General features: G+C 60.7%; 19 protein-coding genes, 1 pseudogene and 2 riboswitches. Of the genes and pseudogenes, 10 read left to right on the top strand and 10 right to left on the bottom strand.

Annotated elements, in window-relative coordinates:
• The first annotated feature begins 53 nt into the window (after nt 1–53).
• From BWR59_RS25220 to nfuA, 3 genes are all read left to right on the top strand, one after another.
• On the top strand, nt 54–2369 hold the full coding sequence (locus tag BWR59_RS25220) for a fatty acid cis/trans isomerase (RefSeq protein ID WP_081568386.1): 2316 nt from the start codon (nt 54–56) through the stop codon (nt 2367–2369).
• A 223-nt stretch (nt 2370–2592) separates the two neighbouring features.
• Nucleotides 2593–3612, top strand: a complete 1020-nt coding sequence (locus BWR59_RS25215; protein ID WP_081568385.1) for an acyltransferase — start codon at nt 2593–2595, stop codon at nt 3610–3612.
• A gap of 98 nt (nt 3613–3710) precedes the next feature.
• On the top strand, nt 3711–4304 hold the full coding sequence (gene nfuA, locus BWR59_RS25210; RefSeq protein WP_074756821.1) for a Fe-S biogenesis protein NfuA: 594 nt from the start codon (nt 3711–3713) through the stop codon (nt 4302–4304).
• A 787-nt stretch (nt 4305–5091) separates the two neighbouring features.
• Here nfuA and cobM read toward each other — a convergent pair.
• From cobM to BWR59_RS25185, 4 genes are read right to left on the bottom strand one after another with little or no spacing between them, the layout of a single operon-like run.
• Complete coding sequence (cobM, locus tag BWR59_RS25200; protein WP_081568383.1) at nt 5092–5838, bottom strand: precorrin-4 C(11)-methyltransferase; 747 nt, start codon at nt 5836–5838, stop codon at nt 5092–5094.
• On the bottom strand, nt 5835–6260 hold the full coding sequence (locus tag BWR59_RS25195) for a cobalamin biosynthesis protein (RefSeq protein ID WP_081568382.1): 426 nt from the start codon (nt 6258–6260) through the stop codon (nt 5835–5837). Before BWR59_RS25195 ends, cobM begins: the two co-directional genes overlap by 4 nt.
• Nucleotides 6257–6976, bottom strand: coding sequence for a CbtA family protein (locus BWR59_RS25190; RefSeq protein WP_081568381.1), 720 nt, complete (start codon nt 6974–6976; stop codon nt 6257–6259). The genes BWR59_RS25195 and BWR59_RS25190 overlap by 4 nt, the downstream gene beginning before the upstream one ends.
• A gap of 11 nt (nt 6977–6987) precedes the next feature.
• Nucleotides 6988–7173 carry a CbtB-domain containing protein gene (locus BWR59_RS25185; protein WP_081568380.1) on the bottom strand — a complete coding sequence of 62 codons (186 nt, stop codon included), beginning with the start codon at nt 7171–7173 and terminating at the stop codon, nt 6988–6990.
• A 96-nt stretch (nt 7174–7269) separates the two neighbouring features.
• Nucleotides 7270–7491: riboswitch (cobalamin riboswitch) on the bottom strand.
• Between the two features lie 71 nt (nt 7492–7562).
• Nucleotides 7563–7786, top strand: a riboswitch (cobalamin riboswitch).
• A gap of 134 nt (nt 7787–7920) precedes the next feature.
• Here BWR59_RS25185 and cobW point away from each other — a divergent pair.
• The 4 genes from cobW to BWR59_RS25165 are packed head-to-tail and all read left to right on the top strand — an operon-like array spanning nt 7921 to nt 14442.
• Nucleotides 7921–8997, top strand: a complete 1077-nt coding sequence (cobW, locus tag BWR59_RS25180; protein ID WP_081568379.1) for a cobalamin biosynthesis protein CobW — start codon at nt 7921–7923, stop codon at nt 8995–8997.
• Between the two features lie 2 nt (nt 8998–8999).
• Nucleotides 9000–12764 (top strand): cobaltochelatase subunit CobN, encoded by a 3765-nt coding sequence (gene cobN / locus BWR59_RS25175; protein WP_081568377.1) that lies wholly within the window; start codon nt 9000–9002, stop codon nt 12762–12764.
• 8 nt (nt 12765–12772) lie between these two features.
• The gene (locus BWR59_RS25170; protein WP_081568376.1) at nt 12773–13783 is read left to right on the top strand and encodes an AAA family ATPase; all 1011 of its coding nucleotides are present in this window, start codon (nt 12773–12775) and stop codon (nt 13781–13783) included.
• Nucleotides 13784–13836: 53 nt separating this feature from the next.
• Nucleotides 13837–14442: a VWA domain-containing protein gene (locus BWR59_RS25165; RefSeq protein ID WP_081568375.1), complete on the top strand. Its 606-nt coding sequence runs from the start codon at nt 13837–13839 to the stop codon at nt 14440–14442.
• A gap of 61 nt (nt 14443–14503) precedes the next feature.
• On the opposite strand, the gene BWR59_RS25160 is transcribed toward BWR59_RS25165, so the two are convergent.
• The 3 genes from BWR59_RS25160 to BWR59_RS25150 all read right to left on the bottom strand — a co-directional run bounded on the left by BWR59_RS25160 (nt 14504) and on the right by BWR59_RS25150 (nt 16701).
• Nucleotides 14504–15745, bottom strand: a complete 1242-nt coding sequence (locus BWR59_RS25160) for an MFS transporter (protein WP_081568373.1) — start codon at nt 15743–15745, stop codon at nt 14504–14506.
• Nucleotides 15746–15926: 181 nt separating this feature from the next.
• Nucleotides 15927–16274, bottom strand: a complete 348-nt coding sequence (locus BWR59_RS25155) for a hypothetical protein (protein WP_081568371.1) — start codon at nt 16272–16274, stop codon at nt 15927–15929.
• Nucleotides 16275–16434: 160 nt separating this feature from the next.
• Nucleotides 16435–16701 carry a hypothetical protein gene (locus BWR59_RS25150; RefSeq protein ID WP_081568370.1) on the bottom strand — a complete coding sequence of 89 codons (267 nt, stop codon included), beginning with the start codon at nt 16699–16701 and terminating at the stop codon, nt 16435–16437.
• Nucleotides 16702–17090: 389 nt separating this feature from the next.
• Between BWR59_RS25150 and BWR59_RS25145 the strand changes: the two are divergent.
• Nucleotides 17091–18302 (top strand): annotated as a pseudogene (locus BWR59_RS25145) (sigma-54 dependent transcriptional regulator); the annotation flags it as partial.
• A 66-nt stretch (nt 18303–18368) separates the two neighbouring features.
• Here BWR59_RS25145 and BWR59_RS25140 read toward each other — a convergent pair.
• Together BWR59_RS25140 and pnuC are read right to left on the bottom strand one after the other, a co-directional pair.
• Nucleotides 18369–18893, bottom strand: a complete 525-nt coding sequence (locus BWR59_RS25140; RefSeq protein ID WP_081568368.1) for an AAA family ATPase — start codon at nt 18891–18893, stop codon at nt 18369–18371.
• 8 nt (nt 18894–18901) lie between these two features.
• Nucleotides 18902–19465 (bottom strand): nicotinamide riboside transporter PnuC, encoded by a 564-nt coding sequence (gene pnuC / locus BWR59_RS25135; protein ID WP_081568367.1) that lies wholly within the window; start codon nt 19463–19465, stop codon nt 18902–18904.
• A gap of 329 nt (nt 19466–19794) precedes the next feature.
• On the opposite strand from pnuC, the gene BWR59_RS25130 reads away from it, so the two are divergent.
• Together BWR59_RS25130 and BWR59_RS25125 are read left to right on the top strand one after the other, a co-directional pair.
• Nucleotides 19795–20625: an undecaprenyl-diphosphate phosphatase gene (locus BWR59_RS25130; RefSeq protein WP_081568415.1), complete on the top strand. Its 831-nt coding sequence runs from the start codon at nt 19795–19797 to the stop codon at nt 20623–20625.
• A 4-nt stretch (nt 20626–20629) separates the two neighbouring features.
• Nucleotides 20630–21064 carry a DUF1294 domain-containing protein gene (locus BWR59_RS25125; protein ID WP_081568366.1) on the top strand — a complete coding sequence of 145 codons (435 nt, stop codon included), beginning with the start codon at nt 20630–20632 and terminating at the stop codon, nt 21062–21064.
• An 18-nt stretch (nt 21065–21082) separates the two neighbouring features.
• On the opposite strand, the gene BWR59_RS25120 is transcribed toward BWR59_RS25125, so the two are convergent.
• Nucleotides 21083–21427 (bottom strand): MmcQ/YjbR family DNA-binding protein, encoded by a 345-nt coding sequence (locus BWR59_RS25120; RefSeq protein ID WP_081568365.1) that lies wholly within the window; start codon nt 21425–21427, stop codon nt 21083–21085.
• Nucleotides 21428–21453: the final 26 nt, after the last annotated feature.

Below are 21453 nucleotides of genomic sequence, written 5' to 3'. Positions count from 1 at the left end.
GCTCGCCACAGGTAGAATCATTGCGGATTCTTTATTTTCAGGACGCCCGTTCCATGTTGCATCGCTTGTTCGCCAATGCATTGGCCTTGTTGTTTTGCGGTGCAGCGTTCGCGCAATCGCCTCTTCCGCAATCTGCCCTCGCGCACCCGGCCATTTCCTACAGCCGGGATATCCAGCCGATTTTTACCGAAAAATGCGTGGCCTGCCATGCCTGCAACGATGCGGCCTGCCAATTGAACCTGGGCAGCGGCGAAGGCGCATTGCGCGGGGCCTCCAAAGTGCCGGTGTATCAGGGCGATCGCAGCCAGGCTGTTTCGCCTACGCGGATTTTCTACGACGCCGAAGGCCCGCAAGCCTGGCGCAAGAAAAGCTTTTACTCGGTGCTCGATGGCCAAAGCAATCAGGCGGCGCTGATGGCGAAGATGCTCGAGTTCGGCCACAGCACGCCGCTGGTACCAAACGCCAAGCTGCCCGACGACATCGTGCTGGGCCTCAATCGCGAGAACATGTGCCCGCTGCCCCAGGAGTTCGACGGTTACGCCAAATCTCATCCCGGTCAGGGCATGCCGCTGGCAGTCACCGGCCTCACCGACGCGCAGTACGGCACCCTGCAAAGCTGGCTGGCGGCGGGGGCGCCGGTCGATCAGGCGCCATTGCAGCCAAGCCCTGCAGAAGCGGCGCAGATCACCGAGTGGGAAAACCTGTTCAATCGCCCGGGTTCGACCGAGGCGCTGGTGGGGCGCTGGCTATATGAGCATTTGTTTCTGGCGCACATCTATTTCACTGGCGGCGAGCCGGGGCATTTCTTTCAATGGGTGCGTTCACGGACCCCGAGCGGCCAGCCGGTTGATCTGATCGCCACGCGCCGCCCTGATGACGACCCCGGCACCACCTTTTATTACCGCCTGATGCCAGTGCAGGGCGTGATCGTGCACAAGACCCACATCACCTATCCGATGGGGCCGCAGAAGCTGGCGCGGGTCAAGCAGCTGTTTTACAGCGGCAACTGGCACGCCACCGAATTACCCGGCTACAGCCCGCAACGCCGGGCGAACCCGTTCGATACGTTCAAGGAAATCCCGGCAGTCGCCCGTTACCAGTTCATGCTGGATAACGCCGAGTATTTTGTCAGAACTTTCATTCGCGGCCCGGTATGTCGCGGCCAGATCGCCACCGACGTGATCCGCGACCATTTTTGGGCGCTTTTTCAGGAGCCTGCTCACGACCGCTATATCACCGATGCGGTTTACCGCGCCAAGGCCACGCCGCTGCTGGCGATGCCGGGGCAGAACGACGACGTCGGCAGTGTCTTGAGCCTGTGGCATGACTACCGCGACAAGCGCAACGAGTACGAAGACTTGCGCAGCGATGCCTACGCCAGCATGCCGCCACCGGGCTGGGCGACCCTGTGGGCGGGCAATGACAACGCGCTGCTGACCATCTTCCGTCACTTCGACAGCGCCTCGGTGAACAAGGGCCTGATTGGCGATCTGCCGAACTCGGTCTGGCTGTTCGACTACCCGCTGCTGGAGCGCACGTACTACCAGTTGGCGGTGAATTTCGACGTGTATGGCAACGTTTCGCATCAGGTGCAGACGCGGCTGTATTTCGACCTGATCCGCAATGGTGCCGAGGTCAACTTCCTGCGCTTGATGCCGGCGGACAAGCGTGACGACATTCTCGGCAGTTGGTACCAGAACAGCGGCAAGGTGAAGATGTGGCTGGATTACCAGGCCATCGATGACGACACGCCGACCGGGATGAAACTGGATGAGAAAGACCCCAAACGTGACTTCGAGCGCAAGCTGATCGAACGCGCCGGCACGCTCAATGCATCACCTGACCCGATCAACCGTTGCAGCGGAGCGTATTGCTCACGTCAGGGTATCGGACCGGTGTTCAGCGATGTCGAGCAGTCGCTGAGTCGTCTGGTGTCGCGTCCTGCCGCCGGGCTGAGGGTCATTGAGCAGTTGCCGGAAGCGACGATGTTGCGCATTCAGGACGGCAGCGGCAAACGGATCGTCTACAGCATGCTGCGCAATCGGGCTCACAGTAATGTGGCATTCCTGATGGGGGAGGCGTACCGCTATCAACCGGGGCTGGACAGCCTGACGATCTATCCGGGGGTGCTTAGCAGTTACCCGAACTTCATGTTCAATATCCCGGCCAATGAAGTGAACGCGTTCGTCGACGCGATGGAGCAGGCTCACGATCATAAAGAAGCGTTCGAGAAGATCGTCGAGCGCTGGGGTGTGCGCCGGAGCAATCCGCAGTTCTGGACGTACTTCCACGATCTTGACCATTACATCCAGGAGACCGAGCCGCAGGAGGCGGGGGTGCTGGATATGAATCGGTACGAGAATCTTTAAACAAGTTTTTTGTGTTTGCCGCCACCCTTCGGCTCATCCCCATGAGCCGGGGGTGAAACCGAAAAACCCTTATAGAACATGGCCTGCAGCCATTATGCAGCCCGTCAGACGTGCCGAACCTTTTTGCAAACCTGCCAGTCGGACTCTGTGAGTCGTCCCCTGAAGCGTGACCTTTTCGAGGTCCTGGATCGTGGGTCAAACCAGAGTAAGCAAGAGGTTGCAGATGTTGATTTCGGTTCAAGCCCTGCGGGCACTCGCCGCGTGGGCTGTTGTGTGTCACCACTTCATGCAGATTTTTTTCGACTTCCATCCCAGCGGCCCGATCGGCCGGTTTTTTACTGAAAAAGGCGCCGTTGGCGTCGACATCTTCTTCGTCATCAGCGGTCTGGTGATCTACCTCTCGACGGTCGACAAAGACATTCCCGCCGGCCGTTTCATGCTCAATCGCATCATCCGCATCGTGCCCGCCTATTGGCTCTACACCTTGGTTATGGGGCTGTTGGTGGTTGTCGCGCATCCGCTGTTGCCCCATCAGGTAGTGGACTGGCAGAGCTTCATCCTTTCCCTGATGTTCATTCCCTCCGAAAATCCTGGCGGCTACGGCCTGTACCCGACCCTGAACGTCGGCTGGACGCTGAACTACGAGATGCTGTTTTACGTGTTGTTCTCGATGGTGTTCCTGTTCCAGCAGCGGCTGCGGCCCTTGATCATCGCCGCCGCGCTGTTCGCCGTGACTGACGTCTTGGGGCGTTCGGGGCTGATCAGTCGTTTCTATGCCAACGATATCGTTTATGAATTCCTGCTCGGCATCGGTATCGGGGTAATCTACCGCCGCGGCTGGATCACCGAGCGCCTTTGGTTGCCGTTGCTGGCCATCGGCGGGGCGTTGCTGACCATCAAGCAATTGCCGCCTGATCTGCGCATCGTCAACTGGGGCCTGCCCAGCGCGGTGATCGTGGTGGCGTGCATTTCGCTGGAGCCGTACATGCGCGGCAGTCGACTGTTGAAAACCATGGGTGATTGCTCGTATTCGGTGTACCTGCTGCATGTCCTGGTGCTGTACGGCGGTTGGCTGGCGACCGAACGTTATGGCCTTAACCCGTATGTGGCGTTTGCCATCTGCGTTCCGGTCATCGCGCTCGGGGCATGGCTGAGTTACGAGTGGATCGAGAAGGGGCTTTACCGCCGGATGAAGAGCTGGCTGGACAGCAGAAGGGCGGTCAAGGAAGTGGCCGTGTCCTGAGTCTTCTTGTTTGTCGGTATTACCTGAGCGAAATACTAGGACTTTGTCAGTTGCTGTGGAATGGCGTAAACTCCGCCCCACGTCTGCGAGGAATTTTCATGACCGCTATTACTATTACCGATGCCGCCCACGATTACCTGGCCGATCTGCTGGAAAAGCAGAACACCCCCGGCATCGGCATCCGCGTGTTTATTACCCAGCCTGGCACCCAATACGCTGAAACCTGTATCGCTTACTGCAAGCCAGGCGAAGAAAAGCCGGAAGACAAGGCCATCGGCCTGAAGAGCTTCACGGCCTGGATCGACTCCTTCAGCGAGGCGTTCCTGGATGACGCGGTGGTCGATTACGCCACCGATCGCATGGGCGGCCAGTTGACGATCAAGGCGCCGAACGCCAAGGTGCCAATGGTCAATGCCGACAGTCCGATCAACGAGCGTATCAACTACTACCTGCAGACCGAGATCAACCCGGGTCTGGCCAGTCACGGCGGGCAGGTTACGCTGATCGACGTGGTCGAGGAAGATGAGGCGAACATCGCTGTTCTGCAATTCGGTGGCGGTTGCCAGGGTTGCGGCCAGGCGGATGTGACGCTGAAGGAAGGTATCGAGCGTACCTTGCTTGAGCGCATTCCAGAGCTGTCCGGCGTGCGTGATGTGACTGACCATACTCAGAAAGAAAACGCTTACTACTGAGTGTTTTCTGAAACGAAAAGCCCCGACTTGTTCGGGGCTTTTCGTTTTCCGGGATTCAGAGTTTTTTGGCCGTGTCTGGCATTGGCAGTGGGGCTGATAATTTTGTCCTGCCTAACGGCAGAAGCGTTTCGCCTCTGGCGAGTTACCTGGAAAAGCCGGTTCGGGGGGTAAGCGATCCCTGTGTGAGGCGCTGAAGTTGTACGACAGCCCGGGCCGTGGTGGGACGATAGGGGTAGGTCAGGCGGCTCATCTGCAACTGATAAACCGCTATCGTCCGAATCGCGGCCCGTACCGTCGTGACCTCCGGCGTCTCCCACAGGAATTGCGTCAAGACGGACAGCTGTGTTCGCTGTTGATCTTGATCTTGCTTCTAAGCGCACGTCAGTCCGGACGACACAGATCGCGACTTGGGTGCAGGCCGAACGCAGGTGGCGTGGAGTGGGCCGAGCGGCATGGATGCCGCGAGAGCCGCCCCCCGCCATGGATGGCGGATGGCGGCGTGCCCACGGAGCGTCGCCGGAGTGAGGGGACCCGAGGAACGAGGGCCCAACCNTGGATGCCGCGAGAGCCGCCCCCCGCCATGGATGGCGGATGGCGGCGTGCCCACGGAGCGTCGCCGGAGTGAGGGGACCCGAGGAACGAGGGCCCAACCGGGAGCCAGGACACTTGGTTACTTGGTGTCTTTTCAAGTAACTCGCCGAAGGCGAAACAGGTCTGGCGTTAGCCAGTCCCCTATCAGCGTCACCCGGAAAAACGGATCAGCCCCAAGCGAGCCGCCGGAAACCCATCAGGGCCTGAAAACATGCGCATGCCCCGCCCGGTATAACGACGATTCCCCAAACACATCACTCCCCAACACTCGCCCCACCAGAATCAACGCAGTCCGCCTGAATCCCTTCGCCCGTACCTTATCCTCGATATCCGACAGCGTTCCGACCACCCAATCCTGATCCGGCCAACTCGCCCGATGCACCACCGCAATCGGGCAATCCAGACCGTAATGCGGAGCCAGTTCAGCGACGATTTTCCCCAGATTATTGACCCCCAGGTGAATCGCCATCGTCGCCTTGTGCCGCGCCAGCTCCCCCAACTCTTCGCCTTCGGGCATGGCCGTCTTATCGGCATAGCGCGTCAGAATCACACTCTGGGAAATGTCAGGCAGCGTCAGCTCGGTACCCAGCAGAGCCGCACACGCCGCAGTGGCCGTGACGCCCGGAATGATCTCGAAAGGAATTTCAAGCGCGCGCAGGCAACGAATCTGCTCACCGATGGCGCCATACAGGCTCGGGTCGCCAGAATGCACGCGCGCCACATCCTGGCCGTTTGCATGAGCGGATTTCATCAAGGCAATGATCTGTTCCAGATGCAACTCAGCGCTGTTGACCACCTGGAGGGCCTGATGCCCCTCAAGAACAGCCTCCGGTACCAGCGAACCGGCATAGATGATCACCGGGCAGCTGCGGATCAGGCGCTGGCCCTTGACGGTGATCAAATCCGGATCGCCGGGGCCTGCACCGATGAAGAAAACGGTCATGGGTTCTCCAGAAAATGCCCGGCCAGCGCAAAGGTGGCTCGAGAGCTTGTGCGGCGAGGGATCAGCAGACTGACGGGGGATTTTGATAAATGCGAAGCCATTGCCAGCGCCGCACTCTCGGCAACGCCATAACAGCCTGTGACGTCGAAAACGATCTGCGAGCGATGGCTCAATTGCGCTTCAAAGCCTGACAGCTCTTCGGCGCTGAAGAAACCGAGCGGCAATCGCAGCTGTTCTGCCACTTCCAGCAATCCGGGCTCATTTGACTTGCTGTCGATTGAGGCGAGGGCGGTGATGTCGGACAGTGACAATCGATGCTCGAGCAGGCTGACTTCAATCAAACCCATGAGCACCGATGCCGGACAGTCACGCTGACAGCCCAGACCGATCACCAGGATCGGTCGGTTGGCTGTTTCATTCATACCGCGTGGTTCAAGCCGTGCTCAGCGGACCTGGCTTCGTGACGACGGAACAACCAGGCGCTGATCAAACCCATTGCCACCCAGAACAGCGCGTTGGTCAGCAGCGAAGCAATCTTGAATTGCGCTTCCAGTTCCTCTGGCGCCAGGGCCGAGTGAACCGCCGGTTGTGGTGCGCCGACGAGGTGTGGAATCACCAGAACGACCGCGCCCAGAGCCTTCAGTAGCCAGTTGTGTGCAAAAACGATCAGCGCCAGGCCGACGGCGGTGGAGGCTGCGGTGCTGGCCCACCAGATCTGCCGTTGCGTCAGGTCGGCGGCGGCCGTGCCTGGCAATTCGGGCGGCAGGCCCAACGTCGGCGCGAGGACAAACACCGCGTAGCCAGCCAGGCCCCAGAGGGCGCCCTGACGGATGCTGTTCGGGCTGCGCAGGGTATACAGCGCGGCGAGCATCAGAGCGAAGCCGACCGCGACCACCAGGTTGCCGCCGGTGGTGGAGAGGATGCGCTGCCAGCCGTCTTCCGGCTCCCAGGCTTCTTCGTCATGGACATGCCCGGCCATGGCGCCTTCGGTATGTTCGTGCTCGTGAGCGGCCGGGGCTTTTTCATAGGTTTCGGCCTGGAGAATCAGCGGCGCGACCCAGAAGCTTTGCAGCAGGGTCAGCAGCAGGGCCGCCAGCAGTCCGGTGAAACCGGCCGTTTGAGCGATACGCTTGAACATGTCGGCAGGTCTCAGTGGCAAGGGAAGGCGGAGCTGTGACGGGTGTCGTGCGCGGCGTTATGCACGGCGTCAATGTGCGAGAAACCGGCGAAATAGACCAGGCAGGCGCCAAGGATCATCGCGCTGACGGCCGCGGTGAGGCGTTGGGTCTGGGTACTGACGTTGCTGGATGTCTGGCTGGTGGTGCTGATCGACATGGCGCTTCCCTCTGAAGTGTCAGCGGACGGGAAGGCGCAAGGGCACCGCTGACGAGCGTCAACAGTGAACTCAACGGCGCCCGCCCACCGCGGGTTTGTTATGTGTCGTTGTCGGGCCGGTCTCCGGGCTTGCGAGGGACATGCAAGTCACACATGCCTTCAAGAATCGCCTTCCCATATCGCTACCGACACAGTGGATCTGACTCTTCACTCGCTTACCGTTGCGGGGGCAGCGCCGGACTTGCACAGACCCGAAGGCCTGAACGCACCGGTTTCCCGTTTCACCCTGTGAAGGGCACCCGTAACAAGGTGTGTAGGAGACCACGACGTCAGGCGCCCGTCAATCGGCAGGGGGGGCAGGAGATCGTTGACCTTCGCCAAGCCACTGCGTAGCCTTGCGCACTTGAGGTTCGCCGACCTGCCATTACCGGCAGCGGCGCTAAGAAGGGAATGTGGTTCAAGCCACAGCTGCCCCCGCAACTGTAAACGGTCATGTTCATTGCACAGCCACTGCGCGAGCGGGAAGGCGCGATGAATGCGATTGGCCTGACGAAACCGTCAGTGCGATTCGCTACCGTAAGCCAGGAGACCTGCCTCGAACAATGGCCTGCCACTGCGCGCAGCGCCACGAATTCTCACTACAACCGGGCGGGGTGATCCGGTGGCGAATCGAATCGCGAACCGGTCCTCACGGGCGGTTGCGCGCTTCTCGTCCTGTTTGCCCGCCGTGAAGCCACAGGGCATCCGATGAAAACACTGGCCAAACTTCCCGTCACCATCGTCACCGGCTTTCTCGGCTCGGGCAAAACCACGCTGCTGCGCCACATGCTCGACAACGCCGAAGGGCGTCGTATCGCAGTGATCGTCAACGAGTTCGGCGAGCTGGGCATCGACGGCGACATCCTCAAGCAATGCACCATCGGCTGCACCGAAGAAGAAGCCACCGGCCGTGTCTACGAGCTGGCCAACGGCTGCCTGTGCTGCACCGTGCAAGAAGAGTTCTTCCCGGTGATGCAGGAACTGGTTGCCCGTCGCGGCGATCTCGATCACATTCTGATTGAAACCTCGGGTCTGGCTCTGCCAAAGCCGCTGGTCCAGGCCTTCCAGTGGCCGGAAATCCGCAACGCCTGCACCGTTGACGCCGTGATTACTGTGGTCGACAGCCCGGCTGTAATCGCCGGCACCTTCGCTGCGTTCCCGGATCAGGTCGATGCCCAGCGCAAACTCGACCCGAACCTGGACCACGAATCGCCACTGCATGAGCTGTTCGCCGATCAGCTGGCGAGCGCCGATCTGGTCATCCTCAACAAGGCCGACATGCTCGACGCCGACGCCCTGGCGGCGGTGCGCGCTGAAGTCGCCGAAGAGCTGCCGCCTGCGGTGAAAGTCATCGAAGCCAGCAAAGGCCAGTTGCCGATCAGTGTATTGCTGGGCCTGGGCGCCGAGTCCGAGCTGCACATCGATGGCCGCAAGACCCATCACGATCACCACGAAGGCGATGACCACGACGACCACGATCACGACGCCTTCGACTCGATTTCCATTTCCTTGCCGCAGGCCGACGAAGCGCTGTTGCTCGACGCCCTGACTCAGGCAGTGGTGCAGCACGGGATTCTGCGGGTCAAGGGCTTTGCGGCGATTCCGGGCAAGCCTATGCGTCTGCTGGTGCAAGGCGTCGGGACGCGTTTTGACAAACACTTCGACCGCGCCTGGAAAGCTGATGAAGAGCGCGTCACTCATCTGGTACTGATCGGCCAGGAACTGGACGCGACCGTGCTGGAAGCGCAACTGCGCGCTGCGCTTACCACCGGGATCAAAGGCTAAGCATGCACCTGCTGCGCACCCAGCCCGGCGGCTTTGTCCCCGACGACAGCATTGCTGACCTTGGGCAAACCCCCGCCGAGCTGGTGATTCTGTGCAGCGGCGATTCCCACTTGGCATTGCTCGCGCAAACCGCGCAGCAGTTGCCAGACGATTACCCCAGTCTGCGCCTGGCCAACCCTATGCAGGTGCAGAACCACGCATCCGTCGACCTGTATGTCGATGAGGTGCTGCGCCACGCCAAGGTGATCCTGATTTCGTTGCACGGCGGCATCGGCTATTGGCGCTACGGCGTCGAGCGGCTGGTGGAGCTTGCGGCCAAGGGTGTCAAGCTGATTCTGGTGCCCGGCGATGATCGTCCGGACCCTGAGCTGAGCGACCTCAGTACCGAGCCTCCCGAGGATCGAGATCGGCTTTGGCACTACCTGCGTCAGGGCGGCAAGCAGAACGCGCTGGAGTTGTTCAATTGCCTGGCCAGTCGCTGGCTGGACCGTGACTACCTCTGGAAAGAACCACAGACCCTGCCGCGTACCGCGATCTACCACCCGCGAAAGGCCACTGCGCAGCTTGAAGACTGGCGGGCTGAATGGCAGGCCGATCATCCGGTGGCGGCCGTTTTGTTCTATCGCTCGCATTTGCAGGCGGCAAACACCGGCTTCATCGATGTATTCTGCGAGCGGCTGCTGGCCCAAGGCCTGAACCCACTGCCCATTGCGGTCGCCAGTCTTAAAGAGCCGGGTTGTCTGGCGGCAGTCCAGGACTGGCTGGACGAGACCGAATGCGAGGTCATTCTCAACACCACCGGTTTCGCCCAGTCGAGCCCGGAGGCGCCGCATTTGCGACCGTTCCGTCGCAATATCCCGGTCATTCAAGCCATTTGCGCCCAGGATAACGAGCCCGCCTGGCAGGCCAGCGAGCAGGGCCTCGGGCCGCGGGATCTGGCGATGCACATCGCCTTGCCGGAACTGGACGGTCGCATCATCAGCCGCCCGATCAGCTTCAAGGACCTGGCCTGGTACAGCGAGCGCAGTCAGTCGGACGTGGTCTGTTATCGCGCGGCGCCGGAGCGCATGGATTTTGTCGCTGAACTGGCGCGGCGCTGGGTGCTGTTGGCGCGCACGGTCAATGCCGACAAGCGTGTGGCGCTGATTCTGGCCAACTATCCGACCCGCGACGGGCGCATCGGCAACGGCGTCGGGCTGGATACCCCGGCGGCGGCGCTGAATATTCTGAAGTCCCTGCAAGGCGAGGGCTATCCCGTCCAAGGGTTGCCCGACAGCGGAACTGCGCTGATCCATGCCTTGCTCGGCGGCGTGACCAACGATCCTGACAGCCTTGATCAGCGGCCCTGCCATCAAAGCCTCGCCATGGACCAGTATCTGGCCGCATTCCAGGCCTTGCCCGAGGCCAATCGCAATGCGGTGGTCGAGCGCTGGGGTTCACCCGAAAATGATCCGATGTGCCGCAGCGGCCGGATGATGATTGCCGGGCTGCGCTTCGGTTTGACCTTCGTCGGCATTCAACCGGCCCGCGGTTACAACGTCGATCACAGCGCGGTCTATCACGACCCCGACCTGGTCCCACCCCATGGCTATCTGGCGTTCTACTTCTGGCTGCGCAAAAGTTACGGCGCCCACGCGGTGATTCACGTCGGCAAGCACGGCAACCTGGAATGGCTGCCGGGCAAGGGCGTCGGGCTTTCCGAAAACTGCTGGCCGGACGCGATTCTCGGCGCCATGCCGAACATCTATCCGTTCATCGTCAACGATCCGGGCGAGGGGGCTCAGGCCAAGCGCCGCACTCAGGCGGTGATCATCGATCACCTGATGCCGCCGCTGACCCGCGCCGAAACCTACGGGCCGCTGCGTAATCTCGAACTGCTGGCTGACGAGTACTACGAAGCGCAGTTGCTCGATCCGCGCCGCGCTCGGGCGCTGCAAAAGGACATTCTGAATCTGGTCCGCGAGACCCATATCGATCGCGAGCTGGCCCTGGACGACAACCTCGACAGCGACGCCGATGCGGCAATCTGGCTGCCGCGTCTGGACACCTACCTGTGTGATTTGAAGGAGTCGCAGATCCGCGATGGCCTGCATATCTTTGGAGAGTCGCCAAGCGGGCGGCTGCGCATCGACACCTTGCTCGCCATCCTGCGCGTGCCTCGTGGCGACGGCCGTGGCGCCCAGGCAAGTCTGCTTCGGGCATTGAGCACGGCGCTCGACCTGAATTTCGACCCCCTGGATTGTGTGCTTGGCGAGCCATGGATGGGCCCGAAACCTCATGTACTGGATGAGGTGAGCGAGGAACCCTGGCGCACGGCCGGCGATACCCGCGAGCGATTGGAGCTGTATGGCGCCGCAATGATCGAGCAAATCGTTTCACGAAACGACTTCGTCAATCCGTTTGAAAACAATGATCTAGAGCTTATTGTTAACGCAATAAGAGAAGTTGTGGCTCCACGGCTCGACGCCTGCGGGCCCGCTGAAATGCGTGGCCTGCTGGACGCCCTGAGCGGCCGTTTCGTGCCCGCCGGACCCAGCGGTGCGCCGAGCCGTGGTCGCCTGGACGTGCTGCCGACCGGGCGCAATTTCTTCTCGGTCGATGTGCGCAACCTGCCAACCATGACCGCGTGGCGCATCGGTTTCCAATCGGCAAATCTGTTGCTGGAACGGCACTTACAGGACCACGGCGACTATTTACGTCAACTGGGGTTGTCGGTCTGGGGCACGGCCACCATGCGCACCGGTGGCGACGATATCGCTCAGGCCATGGCGCTGATGGGGGTGCGTCCGGTGTGGGCGACGGGCAGCCAGCGGGTCGACGATTTCGAGATCCTGCCCCTGAGTCTGCTGGACCGCCCGCGTGTCGATGTGACCCTGCGGGTGTCCGGATTTTTCCGCGATGCCTTCGCCAATCTGATCCGTCTGTTCGATGCCGCGGTGCAGGCCGTCGCTGCGCTGGACGAACCGGATGACATGAACCCGTTGGCGGCGAGGGTGCGCCAGGAGCGCGATCAGCTGCAGCGCGACGGGTTGAGCGCCGAACAAGCGGCTAAACAGGCGGGCTGGCGCATCTTCGGCGCCAAGCCGGGTGCCTATGGCGCAGGTGTGCAGAATGCCATCGACGGTCGCTTGTGGCAGACCCGTGAAGATCTCGCCGAGGTCTACCTCAACTGGGGTGGCTACGCCTATGGCGCAGCCGATGAGGGAACTCCGGCGCGCAGCGACTTCGCCAAGCGCCTGAGCCAGGCGCAGGCGGTGGTGCAGAATCAGGACAATCGTGAGCACGATCTGTTGGATTCCAACGACTATTACCAATTTCAGGGCGGCATGCTCGCTGCCGTGGAAAGCCTCAGTGGCGGCAAGGTTGCCAGCTACCACGGCGATCATAGCCAGCCCGATCTGCCGAAGATTCGCAGCCTCAAAGAAGAGCTGAACCGGGTGGTTCGCGCGCGGGCAGCCAATCCGAAATGGATCGAAGGGGTCAAGCGCCACGGCTATAAAGGCGCGTTCGAGATGGCCGCGACGGTGGATTTCCTGTTCGCCTTCGACGCCACCACCGAATTGATCGACGATCACCAATACGCGTTGTTGGCGGACGCTTATCTGCTCGATCCGTCGACCCGAACGTTCATCCAGCAGCACAATCCCGATGCCTTGCGGGACATGACCGAGCGCATGCTCGAAGCCCAGCAGCGTGGCTTGTGGCAGGAGCCGGGCGAGTATCGCGAGGCGCTGGAAAACCTGTTGCTCGATATAGAAGAATCCTGAGGTTGCACATGACCGACACCCCACATTTCCCCTTGGCCGCCGTGGTCGGTGCCGATGAGCTGAAGCTGGCGCTGTGCCTGACTGCCATCGACCCGAAAATTGGCGGCGTGTTGATCGAAGGCCCGCGGGGCATGGCCAAGTCGACGCTGGCCCGTGGCCTGGCGGATCTGCTGGCCAGCGGGCAATTCGTCACGCTGCCGCTGGGCGCCACTGAAGAGCGGCTGGTGGGCACGCTTGATCTGGACGCCGCGCTCGGTGAAGGCCGGGCGCGTTTCTCGCCGGGTGTCCTGGCAAAGGCCGATGGCGGGGTGTTGTACGTCGATGAGGTCAATCTACTGCCTGACCATCTGGTGGATCTGCTGCTCGATGTCGCCGCCAGTGGCGTCAATCTGGTGGAACGCGACGGCATCTCTCATCGGCATCCGGCACGCTTCGTTCTGATCGGCACCATGAACCCGGAAGAGGGCGAGCTGCGTCCACAGTTGCTTGACCGTTTCGGCCTGAATGTCGCGTTGAGCGGGCACACCTTGCCCGAACAGCGAGGGCAGATCATTCGTCGGCGTCTGGATTTCGATGCCGCGCCCGAAGTCTTTTGTCAGCAATGGGCGTCCGAACAGCAGGCGTTGAAGGCTCGTTGTGAGACAGCTCGCGGATTGCTGCCGGCTATCGAACTGGACGACGCCAGTCTGGCGACCATCACCGAGCGCTGTTTCGCTGCCGGCGTCGACGGCCTGCGTGCGGACCTGGTCTGGCTGCGCGCGGCGCGTGCGCATGCGGCCTGGCGGGGCGCTTCGTCGATTGCAGCCGAAGACATCGACGCGGTGGCTGAATTTGCCTTGCGCCATCGCCGTCGCGATACACCGCCCGCTCAGCGGCCTGCGGAGTCACCTCAGGCGCCGTCGCCGCAATCCCGACCGCCAGAGCCGGATCAAGGCGAAGGCCATTGGGGCGAAATGCCTGGGCGAGCAGTGGCCACCGGAGAGCGTCGTGAAGTGCCGAGCTGGCCAAAAAAGCCTTAGGCATCCGCCCTCGCCAACTGACGGGGGCGGATGCCAGCCCCCGGCCTGGCAAACTGAACGGTGGTAGAAGCGGCGCGCCGCGCTCAGGTATTGAAGGGTCGATTGCATGGCTGCCGACCTTGCTTGGCGGACGCCCGAAAAAACGTGAAGACCTGGTTCGCCAGCCTCGAACGCGCCGCCCGCAAAGCCTGTGGCTGGTCATCGTCGATGCCTCGGCGTCCACTCGCCGCAACCAAGCGCTGAGTCACGCCAAGGGTCTGCTCGCCCACGTGTTCGACGATGCTTACCGACAACGCGCGCGGTTGGCTCTGCTCACCGCCTGCGGTGGCAATGCGCGTTGGCAACATCAGGGATTGAAAGCGGGAAAGGCCTTGCAGCCGTGGGTCGATGCGTTGGGCGCGGGCGGTGGCACGCCCTTGTTCGATGCCATTGGCCAGGCCGGGCAGTGGCTGGCGCAACGACACAAGCGTTATCCGGCAGAATCGCAGCGGGTGTTGATCCTCACCGATGGCCGGGTCAAACAGGTCCCGTCGCTTGAGGCCTTCGACTGCCCCAGCCTGCTGATCGACATCGAACGAGCGCCGATCAGACTCGGCCGGGCGGCCGAGATCGCCCGCCAGTTAAATGCAGAGTATCGGCACATCGATACGTTGAAGTAGCCTGCGGCCAGGCACACAGCGCGGGCATGGGAACCAGCAGGCTGGCTCCCATACCCAGCACTCAGCCCTGCAATTTGTTGATCAGGCGATCATGGCCCAGGCCGAAGGTCGCCATGGCGACCAGTCCCAGCCCTCCCAACACAGCGCCGAAGAACAGCGTGGGTTCGATGCCGTACCCATCGACGATCATCCCGCCCAGCAGTGACCCGCTGGCAATGGCAATCTGGAAGGTGGTCACCAGCATGGCTGAACTGGCCTCTGGCAATTGCGGTGAAGTGAGTTGCATCCATGTACTCAATGCCAAGGGGATCGCACCGTAGGCCACGCCCCAGACCAGCACGGCAGCGATCACGCCAGCGCCGCTATCGACCACCCATGGCAGCGACACAAGGGACGCGATCATCAACAGCACGGCCCCGGCCAGCGACAGCTGCAAATGCCGGGTGACGCTCGCCGACACCAGGAAATTCGCCAGCATGCCCAGCACACCGAAACCGAGCAGGGTCAGGGTGATGCCTGACGCGCTGAAACCGGCGCGCTGGACAAGGAACGGCGCAATGTAGGTGTAGGACGCAAAGTGCGCTGCGATTATCAGCCCCATCAGCAGGATGCTGCGTTGCGTGCTGTTCTTGCCGAGGTAGCGCAACAGCGTTTTCACTTGAAGGCTTTCATTGGCGGCAAGCGAGGGCAGGGTCATCATCTGCGCTGCCAATGCGATCAGCGCCAGCGCCGCTGTCGCCAGGAACGAGGCGCGCCAGGAAAACAGGGTGCTGATGAACGTACCGAACGGCACACCCAAAACGGTGGCGAAGGTGATCCCGGCGAAAATGATCGCAGTGGCCTTGGCTGCCTTGTCGCGGGTGACCAGGCGTCCTGCGGCAGCGATGGCAATCGCCCAGAAGCCTCCCAATGCGACTCCGAGCAGGCCGCGTCCGAGCAACATGGTCAGCAGATTCGGCGCCACGGCGCTGATCAGGTTGGAGGCCACCAACAGCACCGCCAGCAGAATCAGCAAGTGGCGGCGGTTGACCTTGCCAGCGCCGATCATCACCGTCGGAGCGGATATCGCGGCGACGATGCCAGGAATGGTCACCATCAGGCCGGCCGTGCCATCGGTGACGCCAAGCTCGCTGGCGATCTGCGGCAGGATACCTACCGGCAGGTATTCGGTGGTCACGAAGGCAAAGGCGCCCAGCGCCACCGCGAACACCGACATCCACTGCCCCAGGCCCGAGGTTTCGATCGGCTTTTCCAGAGCAGGTGTGGAGAGATCGGTGATTGAAGTCGATTCAACGTCATTCATTTCATTTACCTCGTCATTCCATCTTTCATACGGCCACGCGAAAACCGTCGCTGCTGATCGAATGCAGCAGCGCTGAGCCTTTGCGGGCACTGAGGGTAGGGGGCGGTCTGTTTAGTCGACGACGACTACGATGCGACCCGGATGCTGGCTTTTTTCCAGATACTGATGGGCCTGCACCATTTCATCGTGTGATGTACGGGTTCCGGATGGAAACCGCTTCTTTGAAGGACAGCGTCGACAGGTGCTTGCCCACGGGCTGCGCAGGGGCGGGCACTTCTTCGCCGTACATGCCGTAATCATTGAGAGAGAAGGAGGGAATGGTGCCGATGCCCGCGCTTTCATAACCCAGGCGTGCGGGCAGATTGACGGGCTCGACATACACGCCCTGACGCCACATGGATTCGGCGCGGTTGAGGCCGATGGCTTTTACCCGGATAAGGACTTCGTTATCTGCGGGAACGTGTGCACCGACTTCCCGATACTGCAAGACGTCGGGGGCGCCATAACGCTCGAACTTGATGATTCGCATAAGGATGTGCTCTTGAAGGTCATGGGTAGTGCACCTGAACGAAGTGTTCGAGGGTGCTCTACTGGTTGGCCGTCAGAGTAATGCACATCCTGTTCTGCAAAAATTGCCCGGACCTCCGAACACTCAGGACAAAACGTCTGTAATGAGTGTTGAAGGGATATCAGGCTGGCATGGTCCAGGGCTCGAGGCGATAGCCTTCACCGCTGATTTCAGCGCGGGCCTGTTCCAGAAACTGCGCCAGTTGCTGGGGATCTGAATAGGCGCTGCTTGGAATCTGTTTGCGACCGATACGGGTGCTGGTGCGATCGACGACGGTCAGGCTGAGCTCTCCGTTGCCATCCTGTGGCGACCAGGCGACACACTGGAAGGGTTCGAAGGCATGACCGGCGATCAGCAAAGCATCGTTAAAGCGCAAAGGGGCGTTCATGGAAAGTCCTCAAGTGCCCGTATCAATTCAATCACCGACGGCGGGCTTCCCGTTCGGCTGGATACTTGTACTGATGACCTGCGTCGGGGGGTAAGTCACAAGAGATTTCAGTTTTTTTCTATTTATTTACATTTTTCCAGAATTTATTTTTCTACCTGATGGGGCTTTTTCAAGCGCGAATGGGTGTTTCAACGCTGATTCACTGGTCTGATTACCTGATTAATGTCTTTTTGCCAGTTCTAAGCACGTTTCGATCTTAGGCTTATATTTAAACGGTCCAAGCGTGTGTCAAAAAACTTGCTAATGTAACAACCACGGTCGCCAAGACACTGTTTCTAAATGTTTTTTCTCCGGAATGTTATTTGAATCCTGGCGCCAAGGAATTTCCTATGCATGAACTGGCATCAATCCGTCGCCTGTTAATTGTCGAACCGTGCGATGAGTGTCTGCGTTTGATCCCCGGCCTGCGCGTGGCGGGGTGGGAAGTGGACAGTTGCACCCTCGAGTCGGCGGCTTCTCGCCCCTGTGATGTGGGGCTGATCCGCTTGATGCCACAGCATTTCGAACAGCCACAATTGATCAAAGAGTTGATCACCCGCAGCAACACCGAATGGATTGCCGTGTTGACCGCCGACGATCTGCGTCGAGAGTTGATCGGTGACTTCGTCTGCGAGTGGTTTTTCGATTTCCATACCTTGCCATTCGATGTCGCACGGGTGCAGGTCACTCTGGGGCGTGCCTATGGCATGGCGCGTCTGCGTGCGCAGGGTGCCAATTACGGAAACGGGCCGGAGCACGAAATGCTCGGCGAAAGCCGGCCGATTCGCGAGTTGCGCCGGTTGCTGACCAAACTGGCGCCAACCGAGTCTCCGGTGTTGATTCGTGGCGAGACCGGCACCGGCAAGGAGCTGGTCGCCCGCACGCTGCATATGCAGTCCCAACGGCGCAATCAACCGTTCGTGTCGATCAATTGCAGCGCCATTGCCGAGCATGATTTGCAGGTCGAGCTGTTCGGTCAGGACAGCGATGGTTTTGGCGGCAAACAGCAGCGCAAACCTGGGCGGATCGAAGCGGCCAATGGCGGCACGCTGTTTCTCGACGAAATCGGTGATCTGCCGCTGGACGTCCAGGCCAATCTGCTGCGCTTTTTGCAGGAACGGCATATTGAAACCGGTGGCGAACGGGTGGCGGTAGATGTGCGGATTCTGGCGGCGACCCATGTGGATCTGGAGGCGGCGATCCGCAAGAAGGGTTTTCGCGAGGACCTGTATTACCGCCTCAACGTGCTGCAGGTAGGCACCGCGCCGCTGCGCGAGCGACATGGAGACCTTGCCTTGCTGGCCAACCACTTCGCGCATTTCTACAGCCAGGAAACCGGCCGCCGTCCGCGCAACTTCAGCCAGGACGCGCTGGTTGCCATGGGCAAGCACGACTGGCCGGGCAATGTCCGTGAACTGGAAAATCGCGTGCGTCGCGGCCTGGTGCTGGCCGAAGGGCGGCAGATCGAAGCCTTCGATCTGGGCTTGCTGGGCGAGGAAGAAATCAGTTCGAGCATGGGAACGCTGGATGAGTACAAATCCCGCGCCGAACGTCAGGCGTTGCGATGGGCCCGACCCCACCGCCGGCAAGCCGTTCTGCTACAGAGGCAATACTCAGCGGTTCGTTTCTCAGGTCCTCAGCAACTGTTCAACCGCTTCAAACGCCCGTTCCTTGCGGTAGCTCCAACTGCCTTCGATCACCTCATAACGCTGCCCATGCCAGTCGAGCCAGTCTCGACTGGCCTCAAAGAATGCCTGACGTTCGTCAAGCAGCGGCTGGCAGCGTTGACCGTCGCCGACCCATTCAACGCCCTCAGGGGAGAGCAGCAGATGCAGGTCGTAGTGCCGGGCCAGCAGATCCTGTTCGAGCCACGCCGGGCAATCGTCGAACAGCGTCCGGCTCCACAGCATGTTGCTCAATAAATGCGTATCGAGGATGAGCAATTGCGGGGTGCGAGCCCGTGCGGCATCTTCCCAGGCCAACTGGCCACGGGCAATAGCGGGGATATCGGCGTAGCAGGTATCACGCTGCTCCTGGTCGATGAACTCACGCACATACTCGCCCACCAGTTCGCCACCGAAACGCCGCTGAATACGCTCGGCCAGCCAGCTTTTGCCGCTGGATTCGGGACCTGCCAATACCAGAACTTTCATGCGCGGCTTCAACGGGCCAGTGCGGGATCGGCGCGCCAGTCGCGCCAGCCCTGAACCGCGATCAACGTGAACAGCGCGTACAACGCGGCGGTCAGGTACAGCGCTTTATAAAGGAACAGCCCGACAAATATGACATCCAGCACGATCCACAGCGGCCAGCATTGCACGCGCTTCTGCGCCATCCACACCTGGGCCACCAGGCTGAAACCGGTCAGCGCGGCGTCGAGCCAGGGTTGCGCGGCGTCGGTGAAATGCGCCATTGCCGCGCCCAGCGCCAGGCTCACCACTGCACCGATGGCCAGGCTCAGGGTCAGGGCACCGCCGCCCAGCGAGGTCACGCGGCGACCGTCGACGGCTTCGCCACGGCGGGTCCATTGCCACCAGCCATACAACTGCAACACGGCGTAGACAACCTGCAACAGCATGTCCGAATAGAGCTTCACGTCGAAGAAGATCCAGGTGTAGAGCAACACCATCACCAGCCCGATCGGCCAGCACCAGGGGTTCTGTTTGACTGTCAGCCAGACGGCAATGACACCGAGCGCAGCGGCGAACAGTTCAAGCCCGGACATGAAGACTCCTGAAGAGGAAGGAAAGAAAAAGGGCGCCGATTGTAAGCGGTTTATGAACCATTGTGGTGTGTCGAATCAAAGGGAGCTCGCTGTACGCCGATCATAGGAAAACCGGCGTCCGAGAGCCTGAACCGTCAAAGGCTGCGCGCCAATATCCATGCTAGAGCGTTCGCCATGAAGGTCTGATAGCATCGCGGCGCTCGCGTGCTTGAGCCCGCAGTCTTGACTGTTCATGCGGTTTTTACATCGGACCGTTTAACGTGCGCTGAACAGTGCTCAAAACATATCAAGAGAGCTTTGCCATGAGCAGGCTCCACTCTGGGGGAATGATGGATCTTTGGACCGCCGCACAGGCGCTAATACTTGGGGTCGTTGAAGGGCTGACGGAGTTCTTGCCGATCTCCAGCACCGGTCACCAGATCGTCGTCGCCGACCTGATCGGTTTCGGCGGCGAAAGGGCGATGGCGTTCAACATAATCATTCAGCTGGGCGCAATCCTGGCGGTGATGTGGGAGTTCCGTCGCAAGATTGTCGATGTCGTGACCGGTCTTCCAACCAGGCCCGAGGCGCGCCGCTTCACCGCCAACCTGATCATCGGGGTCCTCCCGGCTGTGGTGTTGGGGGTGATCTTTTCCGACATGATCCACCATTACCTGTTCAACCCCATCACCGTGGCAGCGGCATTGGTGATCGGTGGGTTCGTCATGCTCTGGGCCGAACGCCGTCAACATGAGGTTCATGCTGAAACCGTGGACGAGATGACTTGGGCCGACGCGCTCAAGGTCGGCTTCGCTCAGTGTCTGGCGATGATTCCCGGCACCTCACGCTCGGGCTCGACGATCATTGGCGGCCTGCTGTTCGGTCTGTCGCGCAAGACCGCCACCGAGTTCTCGTTCTTCCTTGCGATGCCGACCATGATCGCGGCCTCGCTGTACTCCGGCTATAAGTACCGCGACCTGTTTCAGCCGGATGATTTCGCGGTGTTCGCGGTGGGTTTCATTACTTCGTTCATCTTCGCGATGATCGCCGTGCGCGGGTTGCTCAAGTTCATCGCAACCCACAGCTATGCCGTGTTCGCCTGGTATCGCATCGCATTCGGGCTGCTGATTCTGGCGACCTGGGTGTTCGGCTGGGTCGACTGGTCCAGCGCGCAGGCTTGAAGGAATGAATCAGCGCTTTCAAGCCCGCACGGAACATCGCACAGAGAAGACGTCTGTGCGGTTTCTCAAATTCAAGCTGGCGATGCTGCTGTTGCTTTGCGCCTTGCCGGTGTACGGCGTGATGTCCATCGGACTGCACGGCGGATCATGGCTGTTTTCAGCCATCTATCCGCTGATCAGCCTGATCGCTTTCGGGCTCTACGGCCATGACAAAAAGCAGGCGCGGACCCAGGGCCAGCGCACGCCGGAAAAGCTGCTGCATGGGGCCGAACTGTTGGGTGGCTGGCCCGGCGCACTGGTGGCGCAGCAAGTGTTTCGCCACAAGACCCGCAAATTCTCTTACCAACTGGTGTTCTGGCTGATCGTGTTGCTGCACGAGTTGTTCTGGATCGACCGGCTGGTGCTGGGAGGAAACTTTCTCACCCGGCATTTCTACTGAGGCCGCTCTGGCCCACGGTTAAAGCTTGAGCGCGACTTGGCGGATCTTCGGCAGTTTGCTCACCACCAGTTGGTGCGAGCGTGTCAGCAGGTCGCGTAACTCTTCGCTGCCCATGGCGAACGGATAGGCGAGGGTGATCCAGTACGCGCGGGCAAGATAGGGGGCAGGGCGTATGCCTGGTCGGTCTACATAGCCCAGAAACAGCTCGGGGCCGACCTTGAACGACAGGTCATTGCCGGCTAGCCCCATCACCGCGAACATTTTGGTTTCGGCAATCGAGAACACCCGCACACCGCCCCACTTATAGTCCTCCCTCGCCCCCGGCAGTCCCAGGCAAAAGGCGGCAACGTCCTCAAAATCCATAGCGTGTCCTGTGGGAAGTCCGGTTT

The sequence above is a fragment of the Pseudomonas sp. Bc-h genome, assembly GCF_002080045.1.
Classification (GTDB): Bacteria; Pseudomonadota; Gammaproteobacteria; order Pseudomonadales; family Pseudomonadaceae; genus Aquipseudomonas.
Note: the sequence above shows the minus strand (reverse complement) of the source record. Positions and strands in the feature narration are given on the sequence as shown.

What these genes read in the sequence shown, in the direction of transcription:
- BWR59_RS25220 (WP_081568386.1), top strand. Translation starts at nt 54, where the DNA reads ATGTTGCATCGCTTGTTCGCCAATGCATTGGCCTTGTTGTTTTGCGGT.
- BWR59_RS25215 (WP_081568385.1), top strand. Translation starts at nt 2,593, where the DNA reads ATGTTGATTTCGGTTCAAGCCCTGCGGGCACTCGCCGCGTGGGCTGTT.
- nfuA (WP_074756821.1), top strand. Translation starts at nt 3,711, where the DNA reads ATGACCGCTATTACTATTACCGATGCCGCCCACGATTACCTGGCCGAT.
- cobM (WP_081568383.1), bottom strand. Translation starts at nt 5,838, where the DNA reads ATGACCGTTTTCTTCATCGGTGCAGGCCCCGGCGATCCGGATTTGATC.
- BWR59_RS25195 (WP_081568382.1), bottom strand. Translation starts at nt 6,260, where the DNA reads ATGAATGAAACAGCCAACCGACCGATCCTGGTGATCGGTCTGGGCTGT.
- BWR59_RS25190 (WP_081568381.1), bottom strand. Translation starts at nt 6,976, where the DNA reads ATGTTCAAGCGTATCGCTCAAACGGCCGGTTTCACCGGACTGCTGGCG.
- BWR59_RS25185 (WP_081568380.1), bottom strand. Translation starts at nt 7,173, where the DNA reads ATGTCGATCAGCACCACCAGCCAGACATCCAGCAACGTCAGTACCCAG.
- cobW (WP_081568379.1), top strand. Translation starts at nt 7,921, where the DNA reads ATGAAAACACTGGCCAAACTTCCCGTCACCATCGTCACCGGCTTTCTC.
- cobN (WP_081568377.1), top strand. Translation starts at nt 9,000, where the DNA reads ATGCACCTGCTGCGCACCCAGCCCGGCGGCTTTGTCCCCGACGACAGC.
- BWR59_RS25170 (WP_081568376.1), top strand. Translation starts at nt 12,773, where the DNA reads ATGACCGACACCCCACATTTCCCCTTGGCCGCCGTGGTCGGTGCCGAT.
- BWR59_RS25160 (WP_081568373.1), bottom strand. Translation starts at nt 15,745, where the DNA reads ATGAATGACGTTGAATCGACTTCAATCACCGATCTCTCCACACCTGCT.
- BWR59_RS25155 (WP_081568371.1), bottom strand. Translation starts at nt 16,274, where the DNA reads ATGCGAATCATCAAGTTCGAGCGTTATGGCGCCCCCGACGTCTTGCAG.
- BWR59_RS25150 (WP_081568370.1), bottom strand. Translation starts at nt 16,701, where the DNA reads ATGAACGCCCCTTTGCGCTTTAACGATGCTTTGCTGATCGCCGGTCAT.
- BWR59_RS25140 (WP_081568368.1), bottom strand. Translation starts at nt 18,893, where the DNA reads ATGAAAGTTCTGGTATTGGCAGGTCCCGAATCCAGCGGCAAAAGCTGG.
- pnuC (WP_081568367.1), bottom strand. Translation starts at nt 19,465, where the DNA reads ATGTCCGGGCTTGAACTGTTCGCCGCTGCGCTCGGTGTCATTGCCGTC.
- BWR59_RS25130 (WP_081568415.1), top strand. Translation starts at nt 19,795, where the DNA reads ATGGATCTTTGGACCGCCGCACAGGCGCTAATACTTGGGGTCGTTGAA.
- BWR59_RS25125 (WP_081568366.1), top strand. Translation starts at nt 20,630, where the DNA reads ATGAATCAGCGCTTTCAAGCCCGCACGGAACATCGCACAGAGAAGACG.
- BWR59_RS25120 (WP_081568365.1), bottom strand. Translation starts at nt 21,427, where the DNA reads ATGGATTTTGAGGACGTTGCCGCCTTTTGCCTGGGACTGCCGGGGGCG.